Annotated in this window: 15 protein-coding genes and 1 tRNA gene; 9 read left to right on the top strand and 7 right to left on the bottom strand. The window is 57.6% G+C overall.

Going from position 1 to position 14,964, the window contains the following annotated elements:
- Positions 1-43: 43 nt before the first annotated feature.
- A complete protein-coding gene (locus JNB88_RS29285) occupies positions 44-586 on the top strand; it encodes an AAA family ATPase (protein WP_220358517.1) in 543 nt (180 codons plus the stop codon).
- A 221-nt stretch (positions 587-807) separates the two neighbouring features.
- Here the strand turns inward: JNB88_RS29285 and JNB88_RS29280 are convergent, their stop codons facing one another.
- The gene (locus tag JNB88_RS29280) at positions 808-1,746 is read right to left on the bottom strand and encodes a phytanoyl-CoA dioxygenase family protein (RefSeq protein ID WP_220358516.1); all 939 of its coding nucleotides are present in this window, start codon (positions 1,744-1,746) and stop codon (positions 808-810) included.
- Positions 1,747-1,874: 128 nt separating this feature from the next.
- Between JNB88_RS29280 and JNB88_RS29275 the strand changes: the two genes are divergently transcribed.
- Both JNB88_RS29275 and JNB88_RS29270 read left to right on the top strand, forming a co-directional pair.
- On the top strand, positions 1,875-2,732 hold the full coding sequence (locus JNB88_RS29275; RefSeq protein ID WP_220358515.1) for a helix-turn-helix domain-containing protein: 858 nt from the start codon (positions 1,875-1,877) through the stop codon (positions 2,730-2,732).
- Positions 2,733-2,941: 209 nt separating this feature from the next.
- A complete protein-coding gene (locus tag JNB88_RS29270) occupies positions 2,942-3,952 on the top strand; it encodes a methyltransferase (RefSeq protein ID WP_220358514.1) in 1,011 nt (336 codons plus the stop codon).
- A gap of 142 nt (positions 3,953-4,094) precedes the next feature.
- Here the strand turns inward: JNB88_RS29270 and JNB88_RS29265 are convergent, their stop codons facing one another.
- Positions 4,095-4,520 (bottom strand): pyridoxamine 5'-phosphate oxidase family protein, encoded by a 426-nt coding sequence (locus tag JNB88_RS29265; protein WP_220358513.1) that lies wholly within the window; start codon positions 4,518-4,520, stop codon positions 4,095-4,097.
- 480 nt (positions 4,521-5,000) lie between these two features.
- Positions 5,001-5,954 carry a C45 family autoproteolytic acyltransferase/hydrolase gene (locus tag JNB88_RS29260; protein WP_220358512.1) on the bottom strand — a complete coding sequence of 318 codons (954 nt, stop codon included), beginning with the start codon at positions 5,952-5,954 and terminating at the stop codon, positions 5,001-5,003.
- Between the two features lie 48 nt (positions 5,955-6,002).
- Here JNB88_RS29260 and JNB88_RS29255 point away from each other — a divergent pair, with 48 nt between their 5' ends.
- Entirely contained in the window at positions 6,003-6,245 is a 243-nt protein-coding gene (locus JNB88_RS29255; RefSeq protein WP_220358511.1) for a hypothetical protein, read from the top strand.
- 305 nt (positions 6,246-6,550) lie between these two features.
- Here the strand turns inward: JNB88_RS29255 and JNB88_RS29250 are convergent.
- Positions 6,551-6,626, bottom strand: a tRNA-Val gene (locus tag JNB88_RS29250).
- A 3,790-nt stretch (positions 6,627-10,416) separates the two neighbouring features.
- On the opposite strand from JNB88_RS29250, the gene JNB88_RS29245 reads away from it, so the two are divergent.
- From JNB88_RS29245 to JNB88_RS29235, 4 genes are all read left to right on the top strand, one after another.
- The gene (locus tag JNB88_RS29245) at positions 10,417-10,647 is read left to right on the top strand and encodes a hypothetical protein (RefSeq protein WP_220358510.1); all 231 of its coding nucleotides are present in this window, start codon (positions 10,417-10,419) and stop codon (positions 10,645-10,647) included.
- Positions 10,644-10,826 carry a hypothetical protein gene (locus JNB88_RS33935; protein WP_223217375.1) on the top strand — a complete coding sequence of 61 codons (183 nt, stop codon included), beginning with the start codon at positions 10,644-10,646 and terminating at the stop codon, positions 10,824-10,826. The genes JNB88_RS29245 and JNB88_RS33935 overlap by 4 nt, the downstream gene beginning before the upstream one ends.
- 9 nt (positions 10,827-10,835) lie before the next feature.
- Positions 10,836-11,024 carry a hypothetical protein gene (locus JNB88_RS29240; protein WP_220358509.1) on the top strand — a complete coding sequence of 63 codons (189 nt, stop codon included), beginning with the start codon at positions 10,836-10,838 and terminating at the stop codon, positions 11,022-11,024.
- A 99-nt stretch (positions 11,025-11,123) separates the two neighbouring features.
- The gene (locus JNB88_RS29235; RefSeq protein ID WP_220358508.1) at positions 11,124-13,082 is read left to right on the top strand and encodes a protein-L-isoaspartate(D-aspartate) O-methyltransferase; all 1,959 of its coding nucleotides are present in this window, start codon (positions 11,124-11,126) and stop codon (positions 13,080-13,082) included.
- 40 nt (positions 13,083-13,122) lie between these two features.
- On the opposite strand, the gene JNB88_RS29230 is transcribed toward JNB88_RS29235, so the two are convergent.
- Together JNB88_RS29230 and JNB88_RS29225 are read right to left on the bottom strand one after the other, a co-directional pair.
- Entirely contained in the window at positions 13,123-13,347 is a 225-nt protein-coding gene (locus JNB88_RS29230; RefSeq protein ID WP_220358507.1) for a hypothetical protein, read from the bottom strand.
- 9 nt (positions 13,348-13,356) lie between these two features.
- Positions 13,357-13,560, bottom strand: a complete 204-nt coding sequence (locus JNB88_RS29225) for a hypothetical protein (RefSeq protein WP_220358506.1) — start codon at positions 13,558-13,560, stop codon at positions 13,357-13,359.
- A gap of 293 nt (positions 13,561-13,853) precedes the next feature.
- Here JNB88_RS29225 and JNB88_RS29220 point away from each other — a divergent pair, with 293 nt between their 5' ends.
- Positions 13,854-14,087 carry a hypothetical protein gene (locus JNB88_RS29220; protein ID WP_220358505.1) on the top strand — a complete coding sequence of 78 codons (234 nt, stop codon included), beginning with the start codon at positions 13,854-13,856 and terminating at the stop codon, positions 14,085-14,087.
- Positions 14,088-14,323: 236 nt separating this feature from the next.
- On the opposite strand, the gene JNB88_RS29215 is transcribed toward JNB88_RS29220, so the two are convergent.
- Positions 14,324-14,953, bottom strand: coding sequence for an outer membrane protein (locus JNB88_RS29215; protein ID WP_220358504.1), 630 nt, complete (start codon positions 14,951-14,953; stop codon positions 14,324-14,326).
- Positions 14,954-14,964 lie beyond the last annotated feature (11 nt).

The following is a 14,964-nucleotide window of genomic DNA, read 5'->3' as shown; positions in this document are numbered from 1 at the left end:
CGAGCATCCGGATAGATCCGTAGATACAATCACAGGAGCATCCATGAGCAAATTCGTACTCCTCTCCGGCTGCTCAGGTGGGGGTAAATCAACGCTTCTCGTAGAACTTGCCAAGCGCGGTTTTGCTGTCACGGAGGAACCAGGGCGTCGCATCGTAAAACAGCAACTCGAAGAAGCTGGCGACGCCTTGCCATGGCTCAACCTGGCCGCATTCGCTCACCGCGCAATCGAGATGGCTGTCCAGGATTTGGCGGAAGCCCGAAAGTGTTCGCGTTTGACCTTCTTTGATCGAGGGCTCATCGATGCACTCGCCGCTCTGCGCTATGCCACGGGGGAGGAGATTTCCAACGAGCTCGTTACCGCGAACCGCTACTACGACGAGGTCTTCATGACCCCTCCATGGCCGGAAATCTATCACGCCGATCCAGAGCGACGTCATGACCTAAAGGACGCAATTGCCGAATATGACCGCCTCACAGAGCTATTCCCCGCGCTCGGGTATAAAGTCCGGGTGTTGCCGAAATTGGCTGTCGAGCAACGCGCGGATTTTCTCCTGGGGCATCTGCCTCGGGAGGTGTTGCTATGAGCTTAATGTGCTGCTCTGCCGATAGCTGACCTTCGAAACGGCAAATATCACGACGATCGGAGGATGGTACGCAAAGAGCAGCGTCGTCTTGCGGGCTTGTCCCGTCGAAGGAGCGTTCCCCCACATCTGTACCCCACATGATCTGCCGCCGCAGACAGGGTCATCGCGGGCGGATACGGCGATGGCGGTGAAGCCATTGTTCACCACCATCACCAACATGTTCACCAGCGCTTCGTGCCGAGAAGCTTCTCCCCAAGCTCTGTGAGCTTGGCCGTTGCTGCATTGCATTTCTCCCACTCCCGTGGGTCCCCTGGAAAGGCGTCTCGCCGCGGGTGATCCAGGTCCCGCCACAGGCGAATACGCTCCTGTCTTTCGGCCTCGTTCTCAAACTCGGCAGGGTGCATGGAGATATATTGCGCCATGCGCACTCTATTGTCGGAATGGTTTGGACGGACGCCATGAGCCAGGAGCGAGTTGAAAATCATAAGGTCGCCCGGCTCCATGTCGATATTGACAACGGTCTGCCCTGCCATGTCCGGATGCATCGGATCGCGATCCGCTGGCTGGGTCTTCTCCCAGTCCTCGAAATGTTCGAAGAGACCAGGCACGCATTGGAAACCACCCACATCACCATCCTGCTTCTTGAGGCTGAGCACCCCCTGGACACCGATTGGCAGTGGTCGGATCGAGGTATCGACGTCCCAATGAATGAAACCGTTTGGATTGCCCTTCACCTTCTTCGGCGGATTGAGGTTGGCGCGGTCGATGGTGACCCAAAGATCCTCGCGATCCCAAATGTCGACGAAAGCGTCATAAACGCGGCGCTCCATCCTGTTGTCCCAGAGATACTGGTGATTATAGATTTCCAGCATCCCCGTGTTATTGAGCTCCTTCATCTTGTGCTCACGGCGTTGCGGCGCGTACCAGGTCGATGGGTCGTTCGGATCCTTCTCGTCAAATTTCCATAGCAGTTCGACAAGGCGCTCCACATTCGCCGCAGGCACCGCCTGCCGGACAATGACGTATCCCTTCGTGATCCAATGCTCCCAATCGTCCCTGGAAAGCACGCGAAGTGGCAGCCGCTTGGCGATGTCCTTGAGCTGAGTGGTGGCCGTTGTCGTGGGGTGGCTGTCGCGCGGTGTAGTCCGGAGTGCTTCCATTATGTTCTCCCATTCGAAGTCTCCCTGATGATCAGGTGATGGATCGACCATAACGGGATCTGGACATTGGTGTTGTCGAGAAAGAGCCAGTTCTGATACTATTCTGGCGTCTGTTAAGGAGACTGCGCGTGCACAGACCATATCTGGAGAAGCTGCCGACATCGCCAGACTCCTCGCTCTCGACCCTCAACCGCCGCCTTGAGGCCGGTATACCCTTCGCGTGGCATCATCATCCCGAGTATGAGCTAACCCTGACGCTAAACTCCCAAGGGCAGCGGTTTATCGGGGACCATGTTGGCGAGTATGCCCATGGTGACCTCGTGCTCGTCGGCCCCAATCTCCCCCACACCTGGTCCTCTCGATCGAAAATTGATGAGGAGCAGCCACACATTGCTCTGGTGCTCTGGTTCCGGCAGGCGTGGATCGACACTTTCATCGGCAACGCCGTGGAGTTCGCTCCAATCCAAAGACTGTTTACTCGGGCGGCATCAGGCTTGTCCTTTAGTCCCGAGGTTGGGCGATCCCTCGCTGGGCGCTTCGAACTGGCGATCACCTCCAGGCCGAGCGTCCTTTTGATGTCCGCTTTGGAAATTCTACTCGAACTGGCCGGGCAAAGGGAGGTCCAGCAGCTCGCCTCCGCCGCGCCACCATTGACGACGGAGAGCCGATCACGCATCGACAGAGTACTCCAATACCTGCACCAGAATTATGCGAGCACGATACGGCTGAACAAACTTGCGGAGATCGCCGCTTTAAGCGAATCCGGATTGCACCGGACGTTCGCCAAGCACACGAACACGACGGTGTCGGCCTACGTGACCGCGCTTCGTATTGGGGAGGCCTGCGCAAGGCTGTCCGGAACCAGCCAACCCATCGCGCGCATTGCGTCGGATGTCGGCTATGACAGTCTTGCCAATTTCAACCGCCAATTCCGGTCTATCCGGGGAATGACACCTCGCGACTACAGGGCGTCGTTCCGAACGTGATTGCGACTAGAACATCGCCTGGCCCAGAACGGCCGCATGTTCAATCGGGTTCAATCGAATAATCTGGTTTCAAGTCGAGATGCTCACTCCGCGTTCGACAATAGACGAAGAATTATCGCCGCCGTGTGGCCGGCAACCTGCTTCTCGTAAGTCTCCTTGGCTTCCCGTCGTTCCTCTAATAAGCTTCCACCTGAACCAAGGGGGAGGCCATGGCCAATCCATCGCAGCAAATCATAAGATTGGGGCTCGGATTTGCCGTGTCACAGGCGTTGCGGGTTGTGATCGAACTCGGCATTCCAGATCTTCTGATCGACGGTGAGCAGTCTGTGGAGAAGTTGGCAGCTGCCGCGATGGTAGACGCCGGAGCGCTCTATCGGGTCATGCGGCTTCTGGCCCCGGAAGGGGTATTCACCGAAGTCCTGCCTCGCACCTTCGCCTTGACGGAAATGGGTGCAGCGCTTCGCTCAGATCGTCCCGGTCCCCAAGACTTCGTCCGGATGATCAACACCGAGGCCTATATTGCTTTCGAACAGCTCCTGCATTCCGTCCGCACAGGCAAGCCTGCCTTCGACAAAGTGTTCGGAAGTCCAAGATTTGATTGGCTATCTGACCACCCGGAGCAGGCCGCATTGTTTCAGCGCGCCATGGTCGCCCTGAGCCAAGGCAGCAACGAGGCGGTTGCCGATGCCTATGACTTTGCCCCCTACACACGGGTCGTTGACGTTGGCGGCGGGCACGGACAGCTTCTTTCGGCGATCCTGGCGCGCAATCCTCACTTGAGCGGTGTCCTCTTCGACCTGCCGTCTGGAGTCGCTGCGGCACGTCAGGGAGCAGGCGGCGATTTGCCGCGCACCGACTTCATCGCCGGAAACTTCTTCGAGAGCGTCCCAATTGGCGACGTTTACGTGATCAAAAAGGTCATCCATGACTGGAATGATCAGAACGCCGAGTTGATCCTGCGACGTTGCCGCGAGGCTATGCCGGCGAATGGAAAGGTTCTCGTGTTAGAGACGCTCGTGCCCGCGGGCGACGAGCCGAGCCAGATCAAGGGAATTGATGTCATCATGCTCGCTGTCACCGGCGGCCTGGAGAGGACGGAGACGCAGTATGCGGAGCTGTTCAAAGCAGCCGGACTGCGGTTCGAGCGGGTGATCGGAACCCGAGGGCCGATCTCGATCCTGGAGGCTTCGCCGGCCTTGGAGATTTACGGAATTATGTAGCAAATGCCACCAACGACCGCTTCGTCGCCCAGAGACGCAAGCGGTACCGCACCGCGCGACAGCGGTGCAGCGTTCCCGGGCTGAAGTGTGGCAATGCGCGCGGCCCACGCCCTCGGACGGCGACCCGAAGCCGTTGCATCTGTCAGAATTGAATCTCGATCAGTTCGGGAGGCTCCTTGTTGAAATCCGAATATCGAATCCACCGCGGCGTCGCTTTGAACATCACGGCCCCTCTCTCGATAAACTCCCTCGCGGACGGGAGGCTGGTGAGATAGGCTTCCAGGTATTGTTCGATATCCGCGGCGGGAACCCTTGTTGCCTCACCCTCGTATTGAACGGTGATGTTGTCGTCCCATCCGACAACGAAGGCGACGCCGGGGCGCTCCGCGAGATTGTCGAATTTTCGCGTGTGCGTGAAGGTGCTGAACACGATCTCAAGATTGTCCCGCACAGAGAGGTCGATCGTCGCCGCCTCCGGGATTCCGTTGCGGTGGCACGTCGCGATGACCGCCAGGGTGTGCTTCCTCAGGAATTCAAGGATCATGCGTTTCGTATGATCTTCGTCCATTGTCTCGTCCCTCAGTGAGTGATCTCGATTTTTGTCCCCCTTCGACAGCCCGCCGGCCCAAGCGGAGTTCGGCCGCAGCGTCCGTTCTAATCTCGCGCCTTCCAGGACGTTTAACACACCCTCGTTCGATGGTCGTCGAGACCGTGACCTGGACCTCGAGCGGACTGATTGTGGTTTTGTTCCGCTTCGTGCGCGCCTTCAGCAAGCTGCCAACGCCGCATCGTTATCGGTTGGTGGTATTTGCTACATAATTCCTGAGATTTAAGGACACAAGGAGACCTTGGATCCGGCCGCCGCCCCGCGAAAGGTGTTGTGGCGGGATCTTGCCGCTGGATGGAACCGTAAGTTTCTTAGCGATCCGATCCTCAATGGGGTCACTGATCACGAACTCGCCCGCACCAAGCAATCCGTGGCGCCGATCGATGGTTGTTAGCGTATGAGGCGTTAGGATTCGACGACCGCTTTGCCCAAAGCCCACCCTTATCCAAAGTCGTGTGTGTACTCGCCCTCTCGAAAATCCATAAATCCTCGAGACCAGCGCTTGCCCGGCCAGACATAGTCTACGCGTCCTTCCAGGGGTCGGTATATGGCGGTGTAAAGGGTTGGGTAGGTTTTGCTCCTGGAATACAAAGGCGAGCGAAGGAAAAGCTCGGTCAGTTCTGACAATGACATGGACCGATCTCCCAGCGCTTGCAGGAGAGCGAGCTGCCTAGCCAACGAAGAGGACGAAGGCCTGTCCGTCCGCTGATGGTTTGTGCATGCCTTCAGGCGCGTAATGATTGGTCTCTGGTCTGGTCCCAAAAACAATGTGGCGTAAGCCCCTGATCGATCAAGCACGGTCACATTCTGCGGAAGCGCCACCGGTATTCTGCATAGCGCCTGCACCGCCTCGTTCAGCTTTCGACAGGTTTCCAGGATGTAGCGAACTATAAGGATAATCGAGAAGCCTTCGCTCTGGGCGCGACTTCCGCCGAGGGTCACACTGACGACCAATCCCTCTTCATTCATACCGTCCACGCATCCACCCCAAGGGCGCTGCGCCTTGGCGATCACCCGCACATTCGACCAAGCCGACATCTCAAAGCGGTCCGAAACGATGGCGGGAAGATAGTCGAAATTGCGGACCAGCGCCGGTCCCTCTTTGCCTAGCCAGACCGCCTGGCTGCACCCAAAACGTTCAGGTGCGGGCCTGTAGTGGCTCAACATTCGGTGCGCCACCTCATCGTCTCCAACAAGAGCACATGCCCTGTCATAGTGAGGTATTAGTTCGGGCATATGTTGGAGCAGGGCGTTGCGACACTCCAAGGCCGTTGGGGTGTGTGATTTGGCTCGCCCGAAATACCATTTCTCGGCTTCATCCCGCCCGGAAATAAACCGGGATAGCCACGCCTCTCCCGGCCGATCTTCCCGCGCTGTAACGAACGTCTTTTCCATTGCGCATTCGAATATAGGGACCGATCTGTCCAAGTCGCGGCAGATCGCGTGAAAATTCTGATGGCCGCCGGTTACAAGCAGGCGGGATTGTCACTCGTCCTCAGGTCGGCCGCGCGACCGCAGCACCTCCCATATCGAGAAGGCTTCGTCGAACCAGGAGGGGACGGCATCTACCGTATCGGCAATGAGGCCTACATAACCGTCGGGCCGGATCAGGTAACAGGGGGTCGCACTAGGCCCATAGCTCGCACGACGGTGCCCATCGAAGTCGACAACATCCTCGGGGTCTGACAACTCCGTTACGACATCGACAACGCGCGAGGCGCAGCCACTCTCGTTTGCGGATCAATTCGTCTCTCTCCGCACCGCCTCCAAAGCAGAGGAGCGTGAACACCCGGAAGCAGGTCGAACAGACGCCTTGCGCCGGACTTTGTTCTCAGTCCCGATGCGTCTGGAGCTCGGTCCCCCGCACGCAGGTCAGCGTTCTCCCGTCCCTCGTCCCGGCTCAACGATCAACGGAAAGCTGATTGGTGCTATTGTTTCGACCGACAACGATGCCCCGGGTAAACTTCTACCTGATGATAAATTGGGATAAATGGTGGGCGATGAGAGACTCGAACTCCCGACATCCTCGGTGTAAACGAGGCGCTCTACCAACTGAGCTAATCGCCCTCGCGAGATCGGCCCGTTCCGGTCCGTCGCGTCGGTGGCAGTCATCTATGCGGTTCGCGGATAAACCGCAAGAGTGTTTGTGAAGATTTTTGATTTTTTTCAGGGGGGTATTTCCGCACGAAACTGGTGCCTCCATGTCGTGCAGCGCCACTCTTAGGAAACCGATCAGCCAAGCACACTTCGCCTAAATGGGTGGGCACGCCGGGGTACTACCAAGATGCGGTGAGCCGCCTAAGCCGCAGATCACAGCCGGCTGGCCGCCTCTCGTGTCGCGCGTCGGCGAGAGGGCCGGTGTCCTAATCTGCCTCAGTTGTTCGTCGTCACCTTTAGTGTCGCGGTACCACCAACCTTCCGCCGCCGTATAGATAGCCTGAAGCAGGCCTCCACGCCTGACGCTCCATCAGGGGGAAGAGGCACTGAGTTCGCTGTTCACCCGGGCCCCCTCGCCGAATAGCGCGTCGATACATGAACGTGATACCACTTCACGGCTGGCATCCTTAGCCTACGTAGGCGTCGGACCCGGGTACCGCGCCGAGGTACATATATCATCATCGAGAGCTCGTGATCTCGTGCCATTTTGGGAACAGAGCTGCCACAGGAGAGTTTGTGGGTGCGAGCACTGCTCGCGTCCTGACTAAGTCCCACCTTGGCCCCGCATGTCGCGGGGCACTTTTCTGCTCATTATGCGCAGGATTGCTCGTCGGTGCGATTTCGTTTGCCCATGTCGCCGTGCCGCGCGACCTTAGTTTTATTCGCTGGCTGATCACGCAAGACACCGACGTTACTGGGTTTTTTCCGAAGTAAGAGCGGATCGTCATATACGCGACGGGCAGACACGCTCGCCAGATGCTATCAGAAAAATCCTCTGTGATGAGACGACCAACGCCGCATGAGTTGGCCGACGACAGCTGGCACCTAGCCGAAACCATCCCTCAGATCCGACCTGAAAAAAATCTTTGCGACGTGGAACTTTTGGGAAAGGCTCTTGTTCAGTGCGATGAGGCGAAGCTTCAGCGCATTCCCTCAACACGCGTACACGTGCTGCCGGACGTCAAAATTAGTGGTCGTTTCGGCACCTGAAGCTTCGCCTCCTCAAGCTGGTATAGATGTCCTACTAAGGCAGAGCATATACCGTCATCGATGACCTTACGACCAGGCGGTTTTGCCAACTCAATCATCCATCAATTGAATATGGTTTCTAATGCGAACGAAGCTCTAACGCTTCGGCCCGCAAAGACCTACGCTGGAAAGGCGCGCATCACACCTCTGTGAGAAGGCCGTTTCAGGCCGGCCTTACCCCGCGGCCTGGAGCAGTCCTTCCACGGCCAGGCCGTCGCGAGAGCGGCGGCCTCGGCCCGACCCGCCGCGCTGGCATGATTGTCGAACGGGGCGACCTTTCCGCCACGCCTATGTTCGCTTCGTTCCTTAAGCGTCCCCGGACGAGAGCATTGAAAAATTCCGCTCGTAAGGCGTTACCGGTTGATCGAGCCGCCGATGATGGCGCCCAGTGCGAAAGCCGCAGCCGGATACCAATAGCCATCACTGTAGCGCCGGTATCCCGGGTGATGGTCCCGTTAGCCCCGGTATCCCCGATAGTATCCGCGTCGATCGTGGTGGCGCTGATTGGGAATATCGGTCTCGGTCGTGTCCCCGGTTGTGACGATCGTGTCGATAGCGCCCGTTGTAGTAGTATGGGCGGCGGTGATCATCACGAACCTGCACGACGCCGCTATCGTGCGTGATAGTGTGAACCGCTCGAATTGGCGCCGCGGAAACCGGCGTCAGAGTGGTGGAACCGACGCAAATAGCAACAGGGGCGGTACAAACTACCTTCACTACATTCATTTCACTGTCCTTCACCTTACCTTGGGGGAAGATGGAGGCGAGACGCGTTGCGCCCGTCCGAACGTAGGCGGTCACCAGGTCGTAGAGCCTCAAAGAGAACGCATCTGAAGCGATCGCGAGGTCGCCAGCAGTTATTTGTGACGGTGCAGCCGGTGGTTGGCTACCCTACTCCGAAAGGGGTACGTGCCATCCATGGTCGGTTGTGGTGTTATAGGCGCGATCCAAAGCGGATCGCACACTCCTGTTATGGTCGAACGAAGCCCGTCCACACCCCGGCGGGCTTCTCGCTTTTTGTCGCAACCACTTTGAAGCGAAAGTAAAGTACTCGGCCAAAGGAACTCACACCTTGATTTTTCGCGCGTTCAACATTTCTATAGGTCTATTAGCAAAAGAGAAGATTATAGCGATGCTTGATCCAAAGCACAGGAGCGGTCCTCCCAATGGTCTTATATGAAGAGACAAGACGGTTTCAGTGTCCGGCAGGTCGGGGAAGGTACACATCGTCATTGAGCAGATGAGAACCGACCGCGTCAGATTTGGAGACCCCAGCGCGAACAGGGTCGACTACCTGACGGCAGAGGGTGACGTTGTTCAACGTCTGGATGACCATCACTTTCTCATCCTGATCAGCGAAGAAGAGCTAAAGGTTCTACAGTAAATCGGCCTTTGCCGGTTCTAAGTTATTTTCGACTGAACTTTTCCGGACGACGGCGGCACTCCCTGACGCAGCTTGCATCAATAGGAGAATGCCTGGTCTTTCGTCTCCAATGCACTGCAAGGTGGGACCTTTGTGATCGCCGTGCCACCTGCCATGGCGGGTTCTCGTTTCAGTTCCTGATTTTTCTGTGGGCCTCCCGCCGATCCAGGTCCGGTCCTTAAGGGTTGGATCCAACCGTACCCTTGGCCTCGCCAGCACGGTGCAGGCCAAAGCGGGTACCACCACACTGCCACGGCAACTCAAAGGAAATCCCACCACAGCCGCATTCTCATTTATTTTGTACGCTCAATGAAGGTCCTTCACCGCAGAAAGCTTCGGGCGTGCAGAGAAGCGGGTAGTCAGCGATTGTTGCGCTAGCAGCCGAACGCCCGTCTCGCAGGCCGCGGCTCCCGTAAGGCGCAGACGCGGGCTGTTAGATCGTTAAAGTCGGCGGGTTGTGCCAAATGCCTCACGCGCAGTCTGGATGCCATCATGGACGCGGCGAGAGTACGCGGGCCTTCTCCTGTCGTTGTGGGAACCCAGGGGAACCCTGCAAGTTTGGTTGAAATAGGCTGTCGCAGTCACAAAAAAGGAAAGCAAACATGGCCAAAGCTCCTACTGGACCCACGGAAACCAGACCTGATGCGTCTGGCAGGCTGAACAAACGAACGCGGCCAAATGCGCTACGAAACGCCCAGGTGATGCCTCCACACAGGGTCGACTTGACCCTGAACCCAAGCACGCTGGAGCAGTTGCATGCTCCTGTCCGGTTCAATATGCCGGCGCGGCAGGTGAAGCCGAAGCACTGATCCGTTGGCAGCCACAAGTGTGACGGGCGGGAGGTGGCGCATTTGACTCCAAGGGCCGCGTCTCGCAGACGCTTGAATTCGGGCTACAGGGTTGCGTTCGCTTACAAACCCGGCCGCGCTCAGGCGCCTTAAGCCCGACTGATCGCAACGACAAGGATGACAAACGACGCGGTGGCGGCAAAGGCGGCGATCGTGAGGTCAGGGTCCAACGCAGTTTCCTCTTTTTAAGAAGAAACCGCTAACGCTACCGACCGCGACCAAGGTCCACGCAGCCTGCCCAGTATTGCCTCTCGCGAACTGTTTCGACGTCAGATGCCACCTCATCACAAATGGGGAACAAAAATGGTCGCCTCAGGTTCTGAAAGCTTCTTGCTTGCGCGATGAACGTCCGCGTGAACATCCAAGAATGGACGGGCCACCAGCCCCAAAGGAGTTTTCAATGGCAAATGCAGACAAGAAGCATATTGGAGCAGGCTCGCAGGGTAAGGGTGCAGGCAGCGGAGCTATGACCGACCTGCCCGAGGATACCCTTCCCGAAAACATGGTTCTCTCCAACCGGGACAAGGCCCAACACTCCCAGGACCGCGGTCTCGATGGCAAAGCAGTGCAGACCGAACAGTATCATGACCATGCTGCGAACCGGCAGGAAGACAAGGGAGCAAAACGATGACCGCAAAACAACCTCCGGTGCCACCGCGCAACCGTAGTGACAAGGGAACTGGTGATAACAGGAAGCCCTCTACTGATAAGGCGGATCGTTCCGCATCAGCCCCCGATCCTGACAAGCAGGGTCAGGAAGCCAACACCAAAGTGAACACAACCCATCAGGGTTTCCAGCAAGACCGATAGGAGAAGCCCATGTCCACCTCCACCAAGACGCCCGCAAGCATCCGCCAGGGCGGACCGGGCGCCTCTCACGAAAATGCTAAGAAGCCACTTAAAATCGATAAACCGCCAGCCGACAGCGATGAACGGCAGCAAAGCCGTGTTTCAGGCGGCGGCGGAGAACGCGACAGTCATCACACTCACGATCCTGAAAAGAAGTGATCCCAACTTCCAGCGAGAGCCTAGTGGCCTCCTTTCAGCCTCGCTGATCCGCGAACCGGGCGGCCACAGTTGCGCTGGCCGCTCCTGGTGGAGGTGGCTATGATCGATTACCAGTATGCGCGATACAAGATGGTTGAGCGGCAACTTGCCTCTCGCGGCATCAGCGATCCGCGCGTCCTCAGTGCCATGCAAGCTGTGCCCCGAGAAGTGTTCGTGGAAGAGGGGTTTCAGGAGTTTGCCTACGAAGATTCTCCATTGCCCATTGCCGAGGGGCAAACAATTTCACAGCCCTACATTGTTGCCTGCATGGCCGAGGCCGCACAGATCGAGCCCGACGACAATGTGTTGGAGGTCGGTGCGGGGTCAGGTTACGCCGCCGCCGTGCTTAGTTACCTTGCCCGCTACGTATTTGCGATTGAGCGACATGAGACGCTCGCCACGAATGCGGCAGCAAGGCTCGCAAAGCTGGAGCGCCACAATGTCGAGGTGCAATCTGGCGACGGAACGAAAGGCTTTGCGAATAAGGCACCGTTCGATGCGATCGTGGTATCGGCCGGCGGCCCGACGGTGCCGGTCGCCCTCAAGGAGCAGCTGGAAATCGGCGGCCGCCTGATCATACCGATCGGACCACAAGATCGCTCACAACGCTTGATCCGCATCACCCGGCGTGCCGCTGGTCATTATGATGAGGAGGATCTGGGAGGCGTCTCGTTTGTGCCACTGGTCGTTGCGCACGGATGGAAGGACGATACACGGCACGCAGATCTGGAAAGACACCTGCCGGACCTTATTCGGCAGGCAGCCGAAAGTCTTCCGGCACCGGAAGATCCCCGCTTTGCCGACCCATTCGCACGGTTCGCGAACCGTCGGGTCGTCCTTCTCGGGGAAGCCAGCCACGGCACCTCAGAATTTCATCAGGCGCGAGCCGTCATCACTCGACGTTTGGTCGAGAGGCACGGTTTTTCAATCGTCGCTGTTGAGGCGGACTGGCCCGACGCGGCAGCGATGAACCGCTTTGTGCGCGTGGATGAAAGAAAAACGGAGAACCCGCCCTTTCAACGATTTCCAAGCTGGATGTGGCGCAACACCGACGTCTTCGCCTTCCTCGCGTGGTTGAGAGAACACAATGCTACGGCATCGGCTAATGAGCAGGCCGGCTTTTACGGACTGGACATCTATAACATGCGCGGTTCGATTGCCGCGGTACTGGACTATCTCGATAAGGCTGATCCTAAAGCTGCCGCCGTCGCGCGTGAACGCTACGGATGTCTGACACCTTGGCAAAATGCACCCCATACTTATGGACGCGCCACATTGACCGATGCCTATCGAAGCTGCGAGGACGCAGTCACGCGTCAATGCGGGGAGCTCCTCCGGCACGCTCTCAAGGAGAGCCGCGATGACACACTGTTTGATGCAGCTCAGAATGCCCGGCTGGTCACTGCCGCAGAGAAATACTACCGGATTATGTACTACGGCGGAGCGGAAGCATGGAATTTGCGTGACCGACATATGTTTGAAACACTCGAGCACCTCCTCGACCGTGCCGGACCGAACAGCAAAGCTGTGGTTTGGGCGCATAATTCCCACATCGGCGACGCTCGTCACACGGAAATGGGAAAAGTGCGAGGAGAGCTCAGCCTCGGTCAATTGTGCCGCGAAAAGTTTGCTGACGAGGTAGCACTGATCGGTTTCGGTACACATGTGGGAACCGTAGCTGCGGCAACGGATTGGGACGGAGAAATGGAGGTCAAGCGAGTCCGGCCCTCGCTCGAAGAGAGCGTCGAAAGATGCTGCCATCTCTCTCGTAGCACACGCTTTCTGCTCGATTTCGCTCGCCATGCGGAGCTAGCAAATCTGCTAGCCCATGAGCGGCTGGAGCGCTTCATTGGTGTGATTTACAGGCCGGGAACCGAGCGCCTCAGTCATTACGCCAATGTCGAACTGTCAAAGCAATTTGACGCTTATGTCTGGTTTGATGAGACGCACGCCATCACACCGATTTCGCCTCAGGCAACCAGCGGGCCCGTGCCGGACACCTTTCCCTCTGGGCTCTAAAGCCCCCGCGGGTACCTCTGCACGGGGGCTTTGGCGGAACCTAGCGACGGCTTTCCTGATTGCGTCCCCGCACCATGTTGCGATCGTCAGGATCGGAGAGATCTTTTACCGGCGACGTCAGGTCAGCGCCTTTGGCTCTGGCCTCTCTCAAGTTCTTTGAGGCTTTCAGGTCTTCCTCCGCCGGAAAGTTCGCATCACCTCCCTTGGTGTTTTCTTCGCCCTTTATGATGCGTTGCTGCTGCTCATGTGTCTTCTGTCCAACCATGGTTATCTCCTAACGATTGCCTCGCTGACGATCGCGCGGATCGACGCCGAGAGGATTGGCATTATTGTCCGTATCGCCTTCGAAGGTGTTGTCGCCTTCGACAAGCTCCGCGTCTTCGGAGGAGTTCAATCCAGCGGACTGACCGATTCCTGGATTTTCCTTCAGATCCTTATCGGTTGGCTTCTTCGTTCTGTCGTGTCTTGTCGATGTCATAGGGTCTGCCTCCATCATTCACTTTGTCGCTAACCGGCGGACAGGGGGGAGGTTCCTGATCATCGGAACATTTTGTGAGGGAAAGAGGTTGGTCAAACGTCGCCCGCTGCTGATCACGTCAATAACGTCGAGGACTGCCGGCGGCCGGCATCATGCCGACAAACGCGCATGATCCGCCTCACATCCCCGGGACCACTATTTCGTCCCGGGTTGACGCGGTCAGGGGGCGATGGGATTTGCTCCGGTTGGCTCACGGACCATGCGCGAGGGCCAGATGACTAAAGGATTTGGTGATGGCACCCCCAAGAGAGATGGACCACGTGTTACGTCAGCTGCCGCTGAGGATTGGGACCTATGTTCCTGATGACCTTCTGGAGGACTGGTTTGCGCCCGACAGTGGGGCGAACCCGCCGGCCGAAGAGACACTTGAAGCCGCTCGTGTCTACGGCCGCCGCTTTGAATGTGAATTCAAACACTATCCCACACGACGTGAGGGAGTTTTCTGGAAATGGGTTCCGGACATTTGAGCGCCGTGGTGATAGAGTAAAGTTCAGTCATGCATGGGACTTGGAACCGCAGACCAAAGACCTATGGCAAAGCTCCGTATCGAGAAGTCGCTGCGCTGATCAACGATTGACTGAGGAGGCTGGCGCTGGTCGATCGGTTCATGCTTGGGGAACGTCAAACGAAAGCACGGACCATGCAAACCAAAAAGCCCCGGATGCGCTCCGGGGCTTCTAACGGTTTTTGGGTAGTCCGGTTCTTAGAACTTCACACCGAGTCCGATCTTCACGACGTGCTGATCAAGGTCGACGTTCACCCCGAGGATGTCTTTGTCGCCGTAGTCGTTGTAACGGTACTCACCGCGAACGAAGATGTTGTTCGTGAAGGAGTAGTCAACGCCAGCTCCAACGGTGTAGCCGTTGAAGGTCTCGGTTTCCTTGTCGAAACCAGGAACGTCTACGAAACCGCGAGTAGCGGTCCAACCTGCAGCACCGTAGAACAGCGCGTGGTCAAACGCGTAGCCTACTCGGCCGCGAACGGCGCCGGACCAGTCGGTGCCGATGCTCGCGCCCAGGAAATCCTTGTCGTTCCAGTTGTGCTCAAAATTGCCGTCGATACCGACCACAATGCTGTCGAACTGGAAATTGTAGCCAGCGAACGCACCAAAGAGCCCACCGTTAAAGTCTTCGGACTCGGAGCCAACGCCGCTCACGCTGAAGTCGCCATTCAGGAAGCCAGCACCGCCATCGATACCGAAGTAGGCGCCCGTCCAAGTGAAGCTTGGTGCGGCGGCGGCTACCGGAGCAGCTGGAATGTCCTGGACAATGTCAGCCGCTGATGCGGTCGTTCCGGCGAGTGCCAGCAGAATGGCGGCAAGGGTGATCTTCATTTCTGTTACCT

Source organism: Rhizobium cauense (assembly GCF_019511525.1).
Lineage (GTDB): Bacteria > Pseudomonadota > Alphaproteobacteria > Rhizobiales > Rhizobiaceae > Rhizobium > Rhizobium cauense.
Note: the sequence above shows the minus strand (reverse complement) of the source record. Positions and strands in the feature narration are given on the sequence as shown.

Coding starts and splice junctions, on each gene's coding strand:
- JNB88_RS29285 (WP_220358517.1), top strand. CDS start 44: ATGAGCAAATTCGTACTCCTCTCCGGCTGCTCAGGTGGGGGTAAATCA.
- JNB88_RS29280 (WP_220358516.1), bottom strand. CDS start 1,746: ATGGAAGCACTCCGGACTACACCGCGCGACAGCCACCCCACGACAACG.
- JNB88_RS29270 (WP_220358514.1), top strand. CDS start 2,942: ATGGCCAATCCATCGCAGCAAATCATAAGATTGGGGCTCGGATTTGCC.
- JNB88_RS29265 (WP_220358513.1), bottom strand. CDS start 4,520: ATGGACGAAGATCATACGAAACGCATGATCCTTGAATTCCTGAGGAAG.
- JNB88_RS29260 (WP_220358512.1), bottom strand. CDS start 5,954: ATGGAAAAGACGTTCGTTACAGCGCGGGAAGATCGGCCGGGAGAGGCG.
- JNB88_RS29245 (WP_220358510.1), top strand. CDS start 10,417: ATGGCAAATGCAGACAAGAAGCATATTGGAGCAGGCTCGCAGGGTAAG.
- JNB88_RS33935 (WP_223217375.1), top strand. CDS start 10,644: ATGACCGCAAAACAACCTCCGGTGCCACCGCGCAACCGTAGTGACAAG.
- JNB88_RS29240 (WP_220358509.1), top strand. CDS start 10,836: ATGTCCACCTCCACCAAGACGCCCGCAAGCATCCGCCAGGGCGGACCG.
- JNB88_RS29235 (WP_220358508.1), top strand. CDS start 11,124: ATGATCGATTACCAGTATGCGCGATACAAGATGGTTGAGCGGCAACTT.
- JNB88_RS29230 (WP_220358507.1), bottom strand. CDS start 13,347: ATGGTTGGACAGAAGACACATGAGCAGCAGCAACGCATCATAAAGGGC.
- JNB88_RS29225 (WP_220358506.1), bottom strand. CDS start 13,560: ATGACATCGACAAGACACGACAGAACGAAGAAGCCAACCGATAAGGAT.
- JNB88_RS29220 (WP_220358505.1), top strand. CDS start 13,854: ATGGCACCCCCAAGAGAGATGGACCACGTGTTACGTCAGCTGCCGCTG.
- JNB88_RS29215 (WP_220358504.1), bottom strand. CDS start 14,953: ATGAAGATCACCCTTGCCGCCATTCTGCTGGCACTCGCCGGAACGACC.